This is a genomic window from Pseudomonas sp. S1_G07 (genome assembly GCF_054668565.1).
In genome coordinates this window covers 5,862,585-5,878,727 of record NZ_CP162778.1, presented here as the reverse complement: position 1 = coordinate 5,878,727, position 16,143 = coordinate 5,862,585, and the positions used below count along the sequence as shown (strand labels likewise).

At 61.6% G+C, this 16,143-nt stretch carries 15 protein-coding genes; 5 read left to right on the top strand and 10 right to left on the bottom strand.

Features of this window, described 5'->3' with window-relative positions:
* Window positions 1-5 precede the first annotated feature (5 nt).
* Window positions 6-284 (top strand): hypothetical protein, encoded by a 279-nt coding sequence (locus AB4O05_RS26845; RefSeq protein ID WP_460134323.1) that lies wholly within the window; start codon window positions 6-8, stop codon window positions 282-284.
* Window positions 285-319: 35 nt separating this feature from the next.
* Here the strand turns inward: AB4O05_RS26845 and AB4O05_RS26840 are convergent, their stop codons facing one another.
* From AB4O05_RS26840 to AB4O05_RS26820, 5 genes are all read right to left on the bottom strand, one after another.
* Complete coding sequence (locus AB4O05_RS26840) at window positions 320-949, bottom strand: flavin reductase family protein (RefSeq protein WP_460134325.1); 630 nt, start codon at window positions 947-949, stop codon at window positions 320-322.
* Window positions 950-1,101: 152 nt separating this feature from the next.
* A complete protein-coding gene (locus AB4O05_RS26835; RefSeq protein ID WP_460134326.1) occupies window positions 1,102-2,421 on the bottom strand; it encodes an MFS transporter in 1,320 nt (439 codons plus the stop codon).
* A 305-nt stretch (window positions 2,422-2,726) separates the two neighbouring features.
* On the bottom strand, window positions 2,727-4,052 hold the full coding sequence (locus AB4O05_RS26830) for a sigma-54-dependent transcriptional regulator (RefSeq protein WP_460134328.1): 1,326 nt from the start codon (window positions 4,050-4,052) through the stop codon (window positions 2,727-2,729).
* On the bottom strand, window positions 4,046-5,812 hold the full coding sequence (locus AB4O05_RS26825) for a sensor histidine kinase (RefSeq protein WP_460134329.1): 1,767 nt from the start codon (window positions 5,810-5,812) through the stop codon (window positions 4,046-4,048). Before AB4O05_RS26825 ends, AB4O05_RS26830 begins: the two co-directional genes overlap by 7 nt.
* Before the next feature lie 105 nt (window positions 5,813-5,917).
* The gene (locus AB4O05_RS26820; RefSeq protein WP_045058265.1) at window positions 5,918-7,441 is read right to left on the bottom strand and encodes a fumarate hydratase; all 1,524 of its coding nucleotides are present in this window, start codon (window positions 7,439-7,441) and stop codon (window positions 5,918-5,920) included.
* Window positions 7,442-7,658: 217 nt separating this feature from the next.
* Here AB4O05_RS26820 and AB4O05_RS26815 point away from each other — a divergent pair, with 217 nt between their 5' ends.
* Both AB4O05_RS26815 and AB4O05_RS26810 read left to right on the top strand, forming a co-directional pair.
* Window positions 7,659-8,591: an iron-sulfur-binding ferredoxin reductase gene (locus AB4O05_RS26815; protein ID WP_460134331.1), complete on the top strand. Its 933-nt coding sequence runs from the start codon at window positions 7,659-7,661 to the stop codon at window positions 8,589-8,591.
* Window positions 8,592-8,621: 30 nt separating this feature from the next.
* Window positions 8,622-9,371 (top strand): enoyl-CoA hydratase-related protein, encoded by a 750-nt coding sequence (locus AB4O05_RS26810; RefSeq protein ID WP_460134332.1) that lies wholly within the window; start codon window positions 8,622-8,624, stop codon window positions 9,369-9,371.
* An 82-nt stretch (window positions 9,372-9,453) separates the two neighbouring features.
* On the opposite strand, the gene pyk is transcribed toward AB4O05_RS26810, so the two are convergent.
* Window positions 9,454-10,905 (bottom strand): pyruvate kinase, encoded by a 1,452-nt coding sequence (pyk, locus tag AB4O05_RS26805; protein ID WP_460134333.1) that lies wholly within the window; start codon window positions 10,903-10,905, stop codon window positions 9,454-9,456.
* 175 nt (window positions 10,906-11,080) lie between these two features.
* On the opposite strand from pyk, the gene AB4O05_RS26800 reads away from it, so the two are divergent.
* Window positions 11,081-11,455, top strand: coding sequence for a tetratricopeptide repeat protein (locus AB4O05_RS26800; RefSeq protein WP_460134335.1), 375 nt, complete (start codon window positions 11,081-11,083; stop codon window positions 11,453-11,455).
* Between the two features lie 225 nt (window positions 11,456-11,680).
* Entirely contained in the window at window positions 11,681-12,040 is a 360-nt protein-coding gene (locus tag AB4O05_RS26795) for a PilZ domain-containing protein (protein WP_460134337.1), read from the top strand.
* Window positions 12,041-12,099: 59 nt separating this feature from the next.
* On the opposite strand, the gene AB4O05_RS26790 is transcribed toward AB4O05_RS26795, so the two are convergent.
* The 4 genes from AB4O05_RS26790 to AB4O05_RS26775 all read right to left on the bottom strand — a co-directional run bounded on the left by AB4O05_RS26790 (window position 12,100) and on the right by AB4O05_RS26775 (window position 16,143).
* Window positions 12,100-13,428, bottom strand: a complete 1,329-nt coding sequence (locus tag AB4O05_RS26790; protein WP_460134340.1) for a DUF58 domain-containing protein — start codon at window positions 13,426-13,428, stop codon at window positions 12,100-12,102.
* Between the two features lie 7 nt (window positions 13,429-13,435).
* Complete coding sequence (locus tag AB4O05_RS26785; protein ID WP_460134341.1) at window positions 13,436-14,431, bottom strand: AAA family ATPase; 996 nt, start codon at window positions 14,429-14,431, stop codon at window positions 13,436-13,438.
* A 156-nt stretch (window positions 14,432-14,587) separates the two neighbouring features.
* The gene (locus AB4O05_RS26780; RefSeq protein ID WP_460134343.1) at window positions 14,588-15,385 is read right to left on the bottom strand and encodes an inositol monophosphatase family protein; all 798 of its coding nucleotides are present in this window, start codon (window positions 15,383-15,385) and stop codon (window positions 14,588-14,590) included.
* The gene (locus tag AB4O05_RS26775; protein ID WP_460134345.1) at window positions 15,382-16,143 is read right to left on the bottom strand and encodes a glycerophosphoryl diester phosphodiesterase; all 762 of its coding nucleotides are present in this window, start codon (window positions 16,141-16,143) and stop codon (window positions 15,382-15,384) included. Before AB4O05_RS26775 ends, AB4O05_RS26780 begins: the two co-directional genes overlap by 4 nt.

The window sequence follows — 16,143 nt, the reverse complement described above, 5'->3', positions numbered from 1 at the left end:
TTAGAATGGCCGACTTTCCATTGGCCAGGACCTGCAACATGGCACGTAAACAATTTTCCCACCACGAAGCCGTTTCCGCCGTTGTACCGGGAGAGGATGGCTATAGCGCTGCCGTTGCCGTCAAGGCACTGGACGGCATGGGCGCCCCGCGGTTCCACAAGATCCTGGATGGGCAGACGTTCAAGACCGCCTCCGATGCCGACGATGCCGCCACCGTGCAGCTGGAGCGGCTTGTGAATGTGGATGAAGAAGGCCAGTTGGCCTGGGAAACTGCGGCAAACTAGGCCACACCACCTGCCCAGGTTTCATTGCACTCCAATCAGCGAGTGGCGCCTGGCCTGTGCATTTTGAACAACGCCTCCGGGCCCAACTGGAAGTAATCCGCCGGGCCGCCGCCACGCAGGATCGGCTCGGCAGCGGCGGTGTCGTAGATGCCGTCCTTGAGCAGCCACTTGGCAATGTGCACCGCGACCACTTCGCCCAGCACCAGCCAGCTCGGCACTAACGCCTTATCGGCGCGTTGCAGCTGGATGATCTGCGTGACCTTGCACTCGAACGACACCGGGCTCTCGCCTACACGCGGCACGCCGACGATCTTCGAGGCCACTGGCGTCAGGCCGGACAATTCGAACTCATTCACGTCCGGCGCGACGGCCGCGCAACTCTGGTTCATTTGCTCGGCCAGCGGGCGGGTGGCCAGATTCCATACAAACTCGCCGGTCTGTTCGATGTTGTTCAGGCTGTCTTTGCGCCCGACACTGGAGAACCCGATGATCGGCGGAATGTAGTTGAACGCATTGAAAAAACTGTAGGGCGCCAGGTTCAGGCGGCCTTCGTGGTCGTGTGATGAAATCCAACCGATCGGCCGTGGGCCCACGATGGCATTGAACGGGTCGTGGGGCAGGCCGTGGCCGTTGGCGGGTTCGTAGAAATGGATATCGTCGGACATGGCCTGTTTCATACTCGGTTCTGGGGTACGCATCATAACCAATGCAGGAGCGGGCTTGCCCGCGAATGCTGAGTGTCAGTCACCACATTCGATAGCTGACAGAATGCATTCGCGAGCAAGCCCGCTCCCACGGTTTTTACCGCGTCAGACAGTTAGTCCGTGGTGATGCGCGAGTGCTTGCGGGTGTCCTTCATGGTCACGTAAACCGCCAGCGAAACCGCGATACACGCGGTCACGTACCAGTAATAACCGGTCTCCATGCCGATGCTCTTGAACCACAGCGCGATGTATTCAGCGGTACCGCCGAAGATCGACACGGTCAGTGCATACGGCAGGCCCACACCCAGGGCGCGGATTTCGGTGGGGAACAGTTCGGCTTTGACCACCGCGTTGATCGAGGTGTAGCCGCTGACGATGATCAGCGCCGCCATGATCAGGAAAAACGCGCCCCACCAGCTCTGGATAGTGTGCAGGGTGGTGAGGATCGGCACGGTGAACAGGGTGCCGAGGATGCCGAAGGCGATCAGTATCGGACGGCGCCCCACCTTGTCCGACAGCCCGCCGACAATCGGTTGCAGGCACATGAACAGGAACAGCGTCGCCGCCGAGATGGTGGTGGAGTCGGAGATGCTCATGCCGACGGTGTTCACCAGGTATTTCTGCATGTAGGTGGTGTAGGTGTAGAAGGCCAGGGTGCCGCCCATGGTCAGGCCGACCACGGTCATCAGTTCCTTGGGATGGCGCATCAAGGTGCGCATCGCGCTTTCCTTGGCTTTTTCTTTTTTGGTGAACGACTCGGTTTCTTCCATGCCGCGACGCAGGTACAGCGCAACCACCGCGCACAGGGCGCCGATGGCGAACGGGATACGCCAGCCCCAGTCGTACAACTGCTCGGTGGTGAGCACTTGTTGCAGCACGATCAGCACCGCCAGCGCGATGAGCTGGCCGGAAATCAAGGTCACATACTGGAAGCTGGAAAAGAAGCCACGACGCTCCTTGGTCGCCATTTCACTCAGGTAGGTGGCCGAGGTGCCGTATTCGCCACCTACCGACAGGCCTTGCAGCAGGCGAGCGAACACCAGCAGGATCGGAGCGCCGACGCCGATGGTTTCATAACCCGGGCTCAGGGCGATGATCAGCGAGCCAAAGCACATCAGCAGTACCGAAGCCATCAGCGCGGCCTTGCGACCTTTGCGGTCCGCGTACAGGCCCATCAGCCAGCCCCCGATCGGGCGCATCAGGAAGCCTACGGCGAAGATCGCGGCGGTGTTGAGCAGTTGCGCGGTGGTGTCGCCTTTGGGGAAGAAGGCTTTGGCGAAGTACAGCGAGAAGGCGGCGTAGACGTACCAGTCGTACCACTCGACCATGTTGCCGACCGAGCCGCTGAAGATCGATTTGATCCGGCTGGTGGTGGTGCGTTCCTGTGCCGGCGCGGCCGCCGACCCCAGAGGCAAAGTGTTGGAGTTATCCATTGAAGGATCCTTCATCTAGTTGTTTTTATGGAGCGGCGCGAACGCTGCCTGCTTCGGCTATAGCAGGAGCTGTGCCAGGCAGATGAAGGCCCGGTCTAGAAGGGGGGCGGTTTTTTTTGAGCGAAAAGTCGCTGACAAATGTGAGGTGGTGAGCGGAAATCCGCTTATGACTGCCGACCTTATCGCAGGCAAGCCAGCTTGTATGGTTAGACTTGTAGGGGGGGGCGCCGGGCTTGCCTATGTGCCCCTGCTCGGCATGGGCGGTCGCCCGCGATGACGGCTTGGCAGGCGCTGCAAAAAACGGCCTAGAGAAACATCTCCCGCACCAACCCATGCCGCTGCATCTTCTCATTGAACGTCCGACGGGGCAGTTGCAGCTCGGCCAGTACGGCCTTGATATCGCCTTTGTGCCGGGTCAGTGCGGCTTTCAGGCAATGGGCCTCAAACGCCTCCTGCTGCGCCGCCAACGATTGCCCGGCCTCGATGCCTTCCGGTTCCGGCTCGCCAAGGCCCAGCACTTGGCGTTCGGCGACGTTGGCCAGTTCACGCACATTGCCTGGCCAGTCGTGACTGAGCAGGCGCCCCAGCGCCGGGCCGCTCAACGGCTCGGCAGGGCGGCCCAGGCGGACGGCGGCTTCTTGGGCAAAGTGTTCGTACAGCAGCGGAATATCCTCACGGCGTTCGCGCAGCGGCGGCAGGCGCAGTTGTGCCACGTTGAGCCGATAGGCCAGGTCTTCGCGAAAACGTCCGGCGCGGGCCTCTTCCAGCAGGTCCGGCTTGGTGGCGGCGATGATGCGCAAGTCCACGCGGATGCTCTGGTTTGAACCCAGCCGCTCCAGCTTCTGCTCCTGCAGCACGCGCAGCAGTTTGACCTGCTGGGCCAGGGGCATGCTTTCGATCTCGTCGAGGAACAGCGTGCCGCCGTGGGCATACTCCAACTTGCCGATGCGCTTGCCCTGGGCGCCGGTGAACGCGCCGCTTTCATGGCCGAACAGCTCGGCTTCAAACAGTTGCTCTGGGATCGCCGCGCAGTTGAGCGCCACGAACGGCTTCTTTGCCCGTGGGCCGAAGTCATGCAGGCAACGGGCGACCAGCTCCTTGCCGCTGCCGGTCTCGCCACGGATCAACACATTGACCGGCAAGCTCGCCAGGTCGAGCACCTGGCGGCGCAGGGTGTGCAAGCTGCGCGACACCCCGAGCAGGCTGGATTCGAGCTGCTCGCGATGATCGGCCTGTTGGTGCAGCCGGCGGTTCTCCAGGATCAGCCCGCGTTTGTCCAGCGCCCGGCGAAGGCTATTGAGCAGGGCGTCGGGGCTGAAGGGTTTTTCCAGAAAGTCGTAGGCGCCGTCACGCATGGCTTCCACCGCCATCGGCACGTCACCGTGCCCGGTGAGCAGGATCACTGGCAAATCGGCATCGCGCCGCTGCACCTCGGCCAACAGCTCCAGGCCGCTGAGCCCAGGCATGCGCACGTCGCTCAAGATCACCCCGGGAAAGTCCTTGGGCAATTGCGCCAGGCAGGCTTCGGCACGGCTGAACAGTTGCACGTCAAACCCCGACAGGCTCAACCACTGCTCCACGGCCGTGCGAATGCTGGTTTCGTCATCGACCACAATCACCGCATTCAACATAGGTCCGACGTCTCCAGCGCGATAGGCAGGGTCAGGGTGAACACCGCGCCGTCGCCCCGGTTACCGGCGCTGAGGCGTCCGCCCAATTCGTGCACGATAGCGTAGGACACCGCCAGCCCCAAGCCGAGGCCGTCACCCACGGGCTTGGTGGTGAAGAACGGGTCGAACACGTTGTTCAGGTGTTCTTCGGCAATGCCGCCGCCGCTGTCGCTGACGCTCAAAAGCCAAAGCTGCTGGTCGGCGTGCAGGCGGATCTCCAGGCGTTTATGCGGTTTGTCGAGCATGGCGTCGAGGGCGTTGCGCAGCAGGTTGATCAGCACCTGCTCCAGGCGGATCGCGTCGCCGCGCACCCAGGCGGGGCGGGTCAGGTCCAGTACGACGCCGATGGCTTCGGCGCGCAGTCGTGCGTCGAGCAGGTGCAGGGATTGGTCGACCACGCTGGCCAGGTCCAACCGTTCGCGCAGGCCGCTGGGGCTTTTGCGCGCGAAAGTCTTGAGGTGGCCGGTGAGCGCGGCCATGCGCGTGAGCATGTCGTCGAGCGGCGTAAGGGCCTTGTAGGCGTCGTCCACGCGACCGTGGTCCAGCAACAGGCGCAGGGTGGCCAGTTGCATACGTTGGGCGGTCAGCGGTTGGTTGATTTCATGGGCCAGGGCGGCCGACATCTGCCCCAGTGCTGCCAGCTTGGCCGATTGCACCAGGCCGTCCTGGGCCGTACGCAGGGCCTGGGTGCGTTCTTCCACCAATTGCTCCAGCTCTTCGCGGCTGCGCTGGCGCAAGCGGGCCAGGCGCCAGCGCTGGCTCAGGAACAGCACCAGGAACACCAGCGCCAGCCAGGAACCAGCGGCGGCCAGGCCGGCATTGCGTTGGTCTTCAAACGGAAACTGCGGTTTGCGCAACAGATGCAGGGTCCAGCCTTCGGCCTTCAACGGCAGGGATTCCCAGATGTAGTTGGCGCTGCCGTCGGGGCCGTTGACGCGCATCAGGTGGCTGTTGTCGTCGAAGCGCTGCAGGCTGCTGGTTTCCAGCGGCAGCAGTTGTTTCTTGTCGTATTGGCGGGTGGCCTTGAGTTCGGCCAGGTCGCTGTCGGTCAACGGTCGCAGGTTGCGATAACGCCAGCCTGGCTGGTTGGCGATAAACACGATGCCGCGCGCGTCACTCACCAACAACAGATCATTACCCTGGGCCCATTCCCGCTCCAGTTCAGGGAATTCCAATTTCACCACCATGGCGCCAAGGAACTGCTGGTGTTCGTCGAGCACTGCGCTGGAGAGAAAGTACCCCGGAATCCCGGTGGTCACGCCTACCGCGTAAAAGCGCCCGGTGCCCTGGATCCTGGTCTGGCTGAAATAGGGCCGAAACGCGTAGTTGTGCCCGACATAGCTGCTCGGCAGCGCCCAGTTGCTGGCGGCCACGGCCAGGCCGGTGCGGTCCATCAGTTCCAGCGTGGAGGATTGCGCGGCACCATTGATACGCTCCAGCTTGCGGTTAAGCAGGTCCTGGGTGGCGGCGTCCAGCGGGCCCTTCAAGGCATTGATCATCTCCGAGTCCAGCGCCAGCACGGCGGGCAGGGCGCGGTAGCGTTCGATCAGGGTGTGCAGGGAGTTGGCATAGAGCGCCAGTTGCTGATTGGCACGGGCCGCATCGTCCACCAGGGCCTGGCGTTCGGCATGGCGGGTCGCCACGGCAGCGGCGAGCAACGCACCGGCGATGATCAATAGGGAGTAAAAGGTCAGGCGCAGGGGGCGAGGAATCGCGATCATACGGATATGAACAGCTGCAATAAGGGGGAGCACCATACCATGCGCGATAAAAAAGGCGACTGGGCCATGGGGCCGCAGTCGCCTTTATCCTTGCAGGGAAAGCGCTTACTGCACTTCTACCGCCAGGCTCTCACTGATCTTTTTCTGCCAGATGGCAGGGCCAGTGATGTGTACGGATTCGCCCTTGCTGTCCACCGCAACGGTGACCGGCATGTCCTTGACGTCGAACTCGTAGATCGCTTCCATGCCCAGCTCGGCGAACGCGACAACGCGTGACTTCTTGATGGCTTGCGCCACCAGGTAAGCGGCGCCGCCCACGGCCATGAGGTACACGGCCTTGTGGTCCTTGATCGCTTCGATGGCGGTCGGGCCGCGCTCGGATTTGCCGATCATGCCCAGAAGGCCGGTTTGCTCAAGGATCTGGCGAGTGAACTTGTCCATCCGCGTTGCGGTGGTCGGGCCTGCCGGGCCAACCACTTCTTCGCGTACCGGATCCACCGGGCCGACGTAGTAGATAAAGCGGCCCTTGAGGTCGACCGGCAGGGTTTCACCCTTGTTCAGCATCTCGACCATGCGCTTGTGCGCCGCGTCGCGACCAGTGAGCATCTTGCCGTTGAGCAACACGGTTTCGCCCGGCTTCCAGCTCTGGACTTCTTCCGGGGTCAGGGTGTCGAGGTTGACGCGACGGGCCGACGGGCCGGCTTCCCAGACGATTTCCGGGTAGGCGTCCAGCGGTGGCGCTTCCAGCGACGCCGGGCCCGAACCGTCGAGCACGAAGTGTGCGTGACGGGTGGCGGCGCAGTTGGGGATCATGCACACCGGCAGGGAGGCGGCGTGGGTCGGGTAGTCCATGATCTTCACGTCGAGCACGGTGGTCAGGCCACCCAGGCCCTGGGCGCCGATGCCCAGTTGGTTGACCTTCTCGAACAGTTCCAGGCGCATCTCTTCGATACGGTTGGACGGGCCGCGTTTCTTCAGCTCGTGGATGTCGATGGATTCCATCAACACTTCCTTGGCCATCACCGCGGCTTTCTCGGCGGTGCCACCGATGCCGATACCGAGCATGCCCGGCGGGCACCAGCCGGCGCCCATGGTCGGAACGGTCTTGAGCACCCAGTCGACGATCGAGTCGGACGGGTTGAGCATGGCCATCTTGGACTTGTTCTCGGAACCACCGCCCTTGGCGGCCACGTCCACTTCCACGGTGTTACCCGGGACGATGGAGTAGTGGATCACGGCGGGGGTGTTGTCCTTGGTGTTCTTGCGCGCACCGGCCGGGTCGGCGAGGATCGAAGCGCGCAGCACGTTTTCCGGCAGATTGTAGGCGCGACGCACGCCTTCGTTGATCATGTCGTCCAGGCCCATGGTGGCGCCATCCCAGCGTACGTCCATGCCGACGCGCACGAACACGGTGACGATACCGGTGTCCTGGCAGATCGGGCGGTGGCCGGTGGCGCACATGCGCGAGTTGATCAGGATCTGCGCCATGGAATCACGGGCGGCCGGCGACTCTTCGCGCAGGTAGGCTTCGTGCATCGCCTGGATGAAGTCAACGGGGTGGTAGTAGGAAATGAATTGCAGGGCGTCGGCAACGCTCTGAATCAGGTCGTCTTGCTTGATCACGGTCATGAGTCGCGCTCCTCTATAAGGGAACATTCAATAAAGGTGGCTTCAGTGGGGTACATCGGTCGGCTGAAGACACCTTTCCAAGGCACGCCAAGTGGTGCAGGCGCGACGCTAAAAAGGCGCGGCAGTATAACCCGGTGCGGTGGCCGATACACCCGACTATGGTCAAACTCTGTCGGGCGTGATTCCCTGTGCGGGCCTTTTCGATTCGAGAGTTTCCATGCCTGAACTGCACGTCGGCGAACGCCATTGGCCGGTAGCCACCGGTAGCAACCTGTTGGACGCCTTGAACCAGGCGGGTGTGGCCGTGCCCTACAGTTGCCGGGCGGGCAGTTGCCATGCCTGCCTGGTGCGTTGCCGGGGTGAGGTGGAGGACAGGCAACCCGATGCCCTCAGCCCGGCACAACGTCTGGATGGCTGGCGCCTGGCGTGCCAGTGCCAGGTGACGGGGGATGTACAGGTCGAAGCATTTGACCCGCTGCGTGACGGTTTGCCGGCCCAGGTGGTGAGCACCGACTGGTTGAGCGCGACGGTACTGTGCCTGCGCCTGCTGCCGGAACGCGGCCTGCGTTATCGCGCCGGGCAACACCTGGTGCTGTGGGCCGGGCCGGTGGCGCGGCCATATTCGTTGGCCAGCTTGCCCGAGGAGGATGGGTTCCTGGAGTTTCATATCGATTGCCGCCAGCCCGGCGCGTTCAGCGCTGCCGCTCGACAGTTGGCTGTCGGCGATCGCCTGCGCCTGGGCGAGTTGCGCGGCGGGGCGCTGCACTACGATCCCGACTGGCAATCGCGGCCGCTCTGGCTGCTGGCCTCCGGTACCGGCCTGGGGCCGTTGTGGGGCGTGTTGCGCGAGGCGCTGCGCCAGGATCACCAGGGGGCTATCCGTGTCATTCACCTGGCCCATGATGCCGACGGCCATTACCTGGCCGAGCCCCTGGCGGAACTGGCCGCCAGCCATCCGAACCTGACGGTGGAACTGTGGACGGCGGCGGGGTTGACCCAGGCATTGGCGCAACTGCGGCTTGTTTCACGGCAAACTCTGGCTTTACTCTGCGGGCACCCCGCCAGCGTCGAGGCCTTTTCCAAGCGCCTGTTCCTGGCCGGGCTGCCGCGCAATCAACTGCTGGCCGATGTGTTCCTGCCCCGTGGTTGAGCGCTGAACCCCACAGCCGCGAGACGCATCATGACCGACGCCATCCTGCTGCAACGCGAGCGCGGGCTGCTGACCCTGCAGCTCAATCGCCCGGACAAGAAAAACGCCCTGACCCGCGCCATGTACACGCAATTGGCCGAGGCGCTGGAGCAGGCCGATGCCGATTCGCAGATCAGCGCGGTGCTGATCCAGGGCAGCAGCGAGTGCTTTACCGCCGGTAATGACATCGGCGACTTTCTCCAGCATCCCCCCAGCGACCTCGACAGTCCGCCGTTTCACTTCATGAACAGCCTGCTCAACTGCCGCAAGCCGGTAGTCGCCGCAGTCGCTGGGGCGGCAGTGGGGATTGGTACAACCCTGCTGCTGCACTGCGACCTGGTGTATGTCAGCCGTGATGCGCGGTTGCGTATGCCGTTCGTCAACCTGGGGCTGTGCCCGGAGTTCGGTTCCAGCCTGATTCTGCCGCGCCTGTTGGGGCATGCGAAGGCGGCCGAATTATTGTTGCTGGGCGAGGGGTTCAGCGGGGAGCAGGCCGCCGCATGGGGGATCGCCAGCGAGGCGTTGGGCAATGGTGAAGCGGCGTTGGCCAAGGCGCGGGAAATTGCTTTGCGCTTTGACAGCCTGGCGCCGGGTGCGGTGCAGGTGACCAAACAATTGATGAAGAGCGTCGACCGCGAGCAGTTGCGGCAGGTGATCGAGGAGGAGGGGGCGTTGTTTGCCCAGCGATTGAGGTCGCCGGAGGCGATTGCGGCGTTGTCGGGGTTTATGTCCAGGCCCTGAAATGCCGATACATCAGCCCGCATTTGAAATGTAAAAAGCCCCGCCATTCACAGGGCGGGGCTTTTGTTTTTCAGCGTGTCACTCAGACCTGAGGGTCGCCCACGTGCAGGATCTTCATGCCGTTGGTGCCACCGGTGGTGTGGTAGCTGTCGCCCTTGGTCAGGATGACCCAGTCGCCTTTCTCCACGACGCCGCGCTTGACCAGTTCGTCGATGGCTTTCTGGCTGACTTCGTTCGGTGCCAGCGAAGCCGGATCGAACGGAATGGTGTACACGCCACGGAACATCGCCGCGCGGGCCTGGGCTTCGCGGTGAGGAGTGAACGCGTAGATCGGCACCGAGGAGCGGATGCGCGACATGATCAACGGTGTGTAGCCACTTTCGGTCAGGGCGATGATCGCTTTGACGCCCGGGAAGTGGTTGGCGGTGTACATGGCCGCCAGGGCGATGCTCTGGTCGCAGCTTTCGAAGACCTTGCCGATGCGGTGGCTGGAGGTCTTGCTGGTCGGGTGCTTTTCGGCGCCGAGGCAGATACGCGCCATGGCCTGTACGGCCTCCAACGGGTACGGGCCTGCGGCACTTTCAGCCGACAGCATCACGGCGTCGGTGTAGTCGAGCACGGCGTTGGCCACGTCGGACACTTCGGCGCGGGTCGGCATCGGGTTCTGGATCATCGACTCCATCATCTGGGTCGCCACGATCACCGCCTTGTTGTGGCGGCGTGCGTGCAGGATGATCTTCTTCTGGATACCGATCAGTTCGGCGTCACCGATTTCCACGCCCAGGTCGCCACGGGCAACCATGACCGCGTCGGACGCCTTGATCAGGCCATCGAGGGTTTCGTCATCGGCCACGGCTTCGGCGCGTTCGATCTTCGCCACCAGCCAGGCGGTGCCGCCGGCTTCGTCGCGCAGCTTACGGGCGTATTCCATGTCGGCGGCGTCGCGTGGGAAGGATACCGCGAGGTAGTCCACTTCCATTTCGGCAGCGAGCTTGATGTCGGCCTTGTCTTTTTCAGTCAGGGCTGGAGCGGTCAGGCCACCGCCGCGACGGTTGATGCCTTTATGATCGGACAGCGGGCCGCCGATGATCACGGTGCAATTGAGTTCAGTCGGCGTGGCGGTGTCGACGCGCATCACGACGCGGCCATCGTCCAGCAGCAACTCGTCACCGACGCCGCAATCCTTGACCAGGTCCGGGTAGTCGATACCCACCACGTCCTGGGTGCCTTCGGTCAGCGGGTGGCTTGTGGAGAAGGTGAACTTGTCACCGATCTTCAGCTCGATACGCTTGTTGGCGAACTTGGCGATACGGATTTTCGGGCCTTGCAGGTCACCCAGCAGTGCGACGAAGCGGCCGTGCTTGGCGGCCAGGTCACGCACCAGCTTGGCGCGAGCCTTGTGCTCGTCCGGGGTGCCGTGGGAGAAGTTCAGACGGGCAACGTCCAAACCAGCCAGAATCAGCTGTTCGAGGACTTCCGGCGAGTTGCTGGCCGGGCCAAGGGTGGCGACGATTTTGGTACGACGGACGGGCATGCACAGACTCCTGAGTTCAAGCGCTGAGGAAGGCTACTATGCTCTTTCGTTGTAGTCATTGTTCGTTTGCACTACTTATCGAACATTGACTTGTTTTGGCTGCGGTTGAAAAGACGAACTGCCTTGAAGATTTTCGACGAGGGGTCGATACACTGCACAAGACTGGAGAACCCTCATGCGAATTCTACTCATTGCTGTACTGGCCGTCAGTGTTGTCGGTTGCACCCGCTGGTCGATGGACCACCATTTGAACAATGCCTACCGCGCCTATGGGGTGGGTGATTGCCAGCGCGTTACCCTGGAGTTGTCCCAGGTCGACCGTGAAAGCCGCACGCGGCGTTATGTGCAGCCGGAAGTCTCGATGCTGCGCGGGCAATGCCTGGAGCGGGAAAAACTGTTCGTCGACGCGGTACAGACTTATCAGTTCATTATCAGTCAGTATCCGTCGAGCGAGTACGCCTACCGAGCCCGTGCAAGGTTGGACACGCTGCAACAACTGGGCCATTACCGCGCCGCGAGCGTTGCTCAACCACGTCCAGCGTCGTTGTAATGATATTCGTCATTTGACAAGTAGCCCGTTGCCGGTCTTGAGCTATTCTTTGAGTGTTCGTTTGTACAAGAATGTACTTGAACGGATGCAAGGCCCGGATTCGGCAGTTGTCTGGTGACAAAACGTAGTCCGTTGTCACACCGAGATCCAGGGAGAGCGAGCGAGGTATGCTTGTTCCGAATCACTGACACGGCCAATTTATGGCCATTGGATGGCGATCTCATCATGTTTACCGACCGACGGATCGAGCGGCATCAGTTACCTTACTTCCTGCAGGTGTTTAACCGCCTCACCGACAAACCCATTGGCTTCCTCGGCAACGTTTCGGAAAACGGGCTGATGTTAATCAGCCAGTTGCCCATGATGGTCGACGTGGATTTCGAGCTGCGCTTGAAGATTCCCGAGGCTGACGGCACCTTTCATGCCGTCGATCTCACCGCGACCTGTTTGTGGAGTCATGAAGACGTCAACCCCCAGCATTACGATTCCGGCTTCAGCGTGCTCCAGGCACCCAAGGAGTACGTGCAATTGATCAATATCTTGCTGCATTACTTCAGCTTCGATCCCCTTCAGGCCCCTGTCTGAAAACAGCGCGTCGTCGACCCGGCTCAGGGGCTGTCACCCATGCCGTGGTCGGGCGCTGATCAGAGTACCCCGGCCTTCTTCCAGCCCAGGTAGCGTGTTACCAGGGCTGCCCCCATTTCCGATGGCAAGGTATCGAGCACTGACAGGCCGTGGGCGCTCAAGCGACCATGCAGTTCATCGCGGGCATTTAGGTAGTCGACGGTTCCACTGTAGGCCAATGCTTCGGGCAGGGTCTGTACAGGTGACTGGCGCAGTTGATCGAGTACCTCCTCGCGCAGACTGGCTACCAGCACACGATGCTGGCGGCTGATGCGCTTGACGGCGGCCAGTAGTGCGTCATCGTCCTCATCCCGCAGGTTGGTCACCATAATCACCAACGCCCGTCGTTTTTGTTGGGCCAGCAGCTCGCTCGCCGCTGCCTGATAGTCGGCGGTTCGCCGGGTGCTGTCGAGGTCGTAGACCGTGTTGAGCAACAGGCTCAACTGGCTGCTGCCCTTGACCGGCGCCAGATAGCGTGGCTGGTCACCGGCGAAGGTGCACAACCCCACGGCATCACCCTGGCGCAAGGCGACATAGCTGAGCAGCAGGCAGGCGTTGAGGGCGTGGTCAAAATGAGACAGCTCGTCATCCTGGCTGCGCATGCGTCGGCCGCAATCGAGCATGAACACGATCTGCTGGTCGCGCTCGTCCTGGTATTCCCGGGCGATGGGCGAACGTTGACGCGCGGTGGCCTTCCAGTCGATCTGCCGCAGGCTGTCGCCTTCACGAAACTCACGTAACTGATGAAACTCCAGCCCCAACCCTCGCCGCTGACGTTGACGCACGCCCAGTTGGCTCAGCCAGTTATCCACACCCAGCAGTTGTGCACCGTACAAGCGGGCGAAATCCGGGTAGACGCGGGTGGCATCGTTGGCCTCGATCAAGCGCCTGCCCGACCACAACCCCAGCGGGCTGGGCAACTGGATTTCGCAGCGGCTGAAAGTGAAATGCCCACGCCGCAAGGGGCGCAGGCGATAGCCCAGTTCGCTGCGTTCACCGGGGCGCAGCGCGATGGACTGGGGCAGGTTTTCCATGCTCAACCCATCCGGGAGGTGATCGAACACCTGCACCGTCAGCGCCTGCGTTCCGTCGTACTCCAGGGCCAGGCGTACTTCACCCCAGCGCCCCAGGGCCAGGCTACCGGGCATCTGTCGTTGCACCCGTGGCGATGGCCGGCGCCGCAGTCGCAGGGCGTCAAGGAGTGCCAGCAGCAAAAGCGCCAGGAGCAAGCCCCACGCCACGGAGTGCAAGGTGTCGGGTACCTTGAACAGCAATGCCGCCGCCCCCAGCAGGATGTTCAGGCCCAGCAGTACGCCAAGCCAGATTAATAACAGACGGGTCGGTTTCATGGGCGGGTCATTGGCGAGGGGCCGGAATCTGATCCAGCAGTTGCTTGAGCACCTGGTCGACCTCCAGCCCGTCGATGTCCAGTTCTGGTGCAATGCGTACCCGATGACGCAGCACCGCCAGGGCGCACCCCTTGATGTCGTCCGGGGTGACGAACGCGCCACCGCGCAGCAACGCCCGCGCGCGGGCGCCACGTACCAGGGCGATGGAGGCGCGCGGGCCGGCCCCCATGGCCAGACCCGGCCAACCGCGGGTGGCTCGCGCCAGGCGCACGGCATAGTCGAGCACGTGTTCATCCAGGGGCAGTTCACTGGCGATCTGCTGCAGTTGCAGCACGTCCTCGGCCTGCAGCACGGTGCGCAGCGGTTGCACATCCAGCATGTCGGCCCTTGATGAGCGCGTGACTTCGCGCACCATATCCAGCTCCTGCGACGCATCGGGGTAGTCCATGCGTACCTTCAGCATGAAACGGTCCAGTTCTGCTTCCGGCAGGGGATAGGTCCCTTCCTGCTCGATGGGGTTCTGCGTGGCCAGCACCATGAACGGCTGACCAATGGGCAGCGCTTCGCCTTCGAGGGTGACCTGGCGTTCCTGCATGGCTTCAAGCAGGGCTGCCTGGGTCTTGGCCGGGGCGCGATTGATTTCGTCGGCCAGCAACAGATGGGTGAATACGGGCCCCTTGCGCAGCTTGAATTGTTCGGTGCGCAGGTCATACACCGCATGGCCGGTGACATCGCTGGGCATCAGGTCCGGAGTGAACTGGATGCGCGCAAATTCGCCCTCAAAGCAGCGTGCCAGTGCGCGCACCAGCAAGGTCTTGCCCAGCCCCGGTACACCTTCGAGCAATACATGACCGCCGGCGATCAGTGCGGTGAGGACATCGTCGATCACCTGGTCCTGGCCAATCACCGCCTTGCGCAGTTCAACGCGCAGGGCCTGGGCCTGCTGGCTGGCGCGTTGCAGGGGTTCGCCGGTTGCGGTGGTGGCGCTGGAAAATTCGCTCATGCGTTCTGGAGCCTTGTTAACAGTTATATTTGTTTTATCTTCCATAAATCAGTCGCTTACCTAATTTAACTGTTTTTTAAATTTTTCCGCGTGCTGGCCGCAGAAGTGAGGCCCGGTCTTGCCGCGCCGATTGGACCCCATTAGGCCCTTAGTAAACTAGATCGCGCTTTTTGTAACGTCATCGCAACAAATAGTGCCGCCAGCCATGTTGAGCGAGCTCATCAACGAAGGTATTCCCGTCATTACGGTCATTCCACCTCTGTGCTCAGTGCCGCAGGTCTGGACTTCAAGCCCGGCTTCCTGACAAAGGAGCGACCCCGATGAGATATCCCACAGGCTGGTATGAGCTTCCAAGTACCCATCAACCAACCCTTGGGCTGCAAAGCCTAGCCCAATAGTTGCGCAGCGATAACCTGCGATGCCCCAACCCTGTTTGCGCAGTTTAAGTTCAATCTCGCCTAGTTTCTCAGGAGGCCAGTGGATATTCTCGCCAACAGCTACGACCTGTAAATGAGAGCGATGCTGGGTGCGTCTCACGTGTTGCCCGTTGCGTCTCAACCCCGAACCGGACGCTGCACTCAAGGTGTAGCCGAGTGCGGGGTAGGCCACGGCGCCAACCACCGCTTCCCCCTCTTTCTGATATGAAATAGCAACGCCCCACAGCGGCGAACCGCTGATGAAGTTTGCGGTTCCGTCAATGGGATCAAGCACCCAGCAATCGCCCGATGCGTGTCCGCCTAACTCCTCGCCCATGACAGACTCACCCGGAAAGCAGGTCTCAATTTTATCCCGCAAAAAATGCTCCATTTCGACATCGGCACGGGAAACCAGGTCTTGAGGGTGCTTAGCGGTCACCTCTAGCGTAGCTACTTCATCGAAGAAACTTAGTGCAAGCCGCGTTGCTTGCTCGGCGATAGCCTCTACAGCTACCAAACGTTCGATCCATGCTGTCATGGCAGGCTCCTTGAAATAGGGTCTACCAGAAGGTCAGGGTAATCACTGAGGACTGACTGAGCGCCGTTTTGAAGAAGGTAGCGCGCCCTGGCAGGATCATTGATGGTAGCTACTGCAAACTCCACGCCGCTGTCTTTCAGGCGCAGAAGGTGATCTTCACTCAGAAAAGGATCAACGACGTGCAAGATGCTGCAATCGTATTCATTGAGCAGTGCCGCAGGGTCAGCAGGCGCTAGCAGGCATGCAATTCCCAATGGCACCGTTGGCCATAGTTGCCGGGCGGCTTTCAGAGCGCGCACTGAAAAACTGGAGACGAACAGTTGGTCGTTATCCTCAGGCCATAGTTCACGCAATAGCGGTATGACGGCTTCGGCTGTTTCAATGTCGTCGCCGATAGTAGGTTTTATTTCGACTTGCAGGCCAATCCCCAAGCGAAGGACGCAGGCGATCAGCTCCTCAAACGTGGGTACTTGAATGCCTGCGTATTTGTATGAAAACCAAGACCCGGCGTCCAGCTGACGTATATGCACAAGGTCCTGCAGCACTACGGCGCCGACGCCGTTGCTCGTACGCTCCAAGGTATCGTCGTGAATGACAACGAGTTGCCCATCACGGGTGAGCTTGACGTCAATTTCAACCCACTGCGCGCCCATGGCCGCAGCGAGTTCGATGGCTACCAGTGTGTTTTCGGGAGCATAAGCCGAGGCGCCTCGGTGAGCTATTACTGAACTGCGAACAATGGGTCGCGCTTTAGACAT

What these genes read in the sequence shown, in the direction of transcription:
- AB4O05_RS26820 (WP_045058265.1), bottom strand. Translation starts at nt 7,441, where the DNA reads ATGACCGTGATCAAGCAAGACGACCTGATTCAGAGCGTTGCCGACGCC.
- pyk (WP_460134333.1), bottom strand. Translation starts at nt 10,905, where the DNA reads ATGCCCGTCCGTCGTACCAAAATCGTCGCCACCCTTGGCCCGGCCAGC.
- AB4O05_RS26780 (WP_460134343.1), bottom strand. Translation starts at nt 15,385, where the DNA reads ATGACAGCATGGATCGAACGTTTGGTAGCTGTAGAGGCTATCGCCGAG.
- AB4O05_RS26845 (WP_460134323.1), top strand. Translation starts at nt 6, where the DNA reads ATGGCCGACTTTCCATTGGCCAGGACCTGCAACATGGCACGTAAACAA.
- AB4O05_RS26835 (WP_460134326.1), bottom strand. Translation starts at nt 2,421, where the DNA reads ATGGATAACTCCAACACTTTGCCTCTGGGGTCGGCGGCCGCGCCGGCA.
- AB4O05_RS26790 (WP_460134340.1), bottom strand. Translation starts at nt 13,428, where the DNA reads ATGAAACCGACCCGTCTGTTATTAATCTGGCTTGGCGTACTGCTGGGC.
- AB4O05_RS26830 (WP_460134328.1), bottom strand. Translation starts at nt 4,052, where the DNA reads ATGTTGAATGCGGTGATTGTGGTCGATGACGAAACCAGCATTCGCACG.
- AB4O05_RS26785 (WP_460134341.1), bottom strand. Translation starts at nt 14,431, where the DNA reads ATGAGCGAATTTTCCAGCGCCACCACCGCAACCGGCGAACCCCTGCAA.
- AB4O05_RS26795 (WP_460134337.1), top strand. Translation starts at nt 11,681, where the DNA reads ATGTTTACCGACCGACGGATCGAGCGGCATCAGTTACCTTACTTCCTG.
- AB4O05_RS26815 (WP_460134331.1), top strand. Translation starts at nt 7,659, where the DNA reads ATGCCTGAACTGCACGTCGGCGAACGCCATTGGCCGGTAGCCACCGGT.
- AB4O05_RS26775 (WP_460134345.1), bottom strand. Translation starts at nt 16,143, where the DNA reads ATGTCTAAAGCGCGACCCATTGTTCGCAGTTCAGTAATAGCTCACCGA.
- AB4O05_RS26810 (WP_460134332.1), top strand. Translation starts at nt 8,622, where the DNA reads ATGACCGACGCCATCCTGCTGCAACGCGAGCGCGGGCTGCTGACCCTG.
- AB4O05_RS26800 (WP_460134335.1), top strand. Translation starts at nt 11,081, where the DNA reads ATGCGAATTCTACTCATTGCTGTACTGGCCGTCAGTGTTGTCGGTTGC.
- AB4O05_RS26840 (WP_460134325.1), bottom strand. Translation starts at nt 949, where the DNA reads ATGTCCGACGATATCCATTTCTACGAACCCGCCAACGGCCACGGCCTG.
- AB4O05_RS26825 (WP_460134329.1), bottom strand. Translation starts at nt 5,812, where the DNA reads ATGATCGCGATTCCTCGCCCCCTGCGCCTGACCTTTTACTCCCTATTG.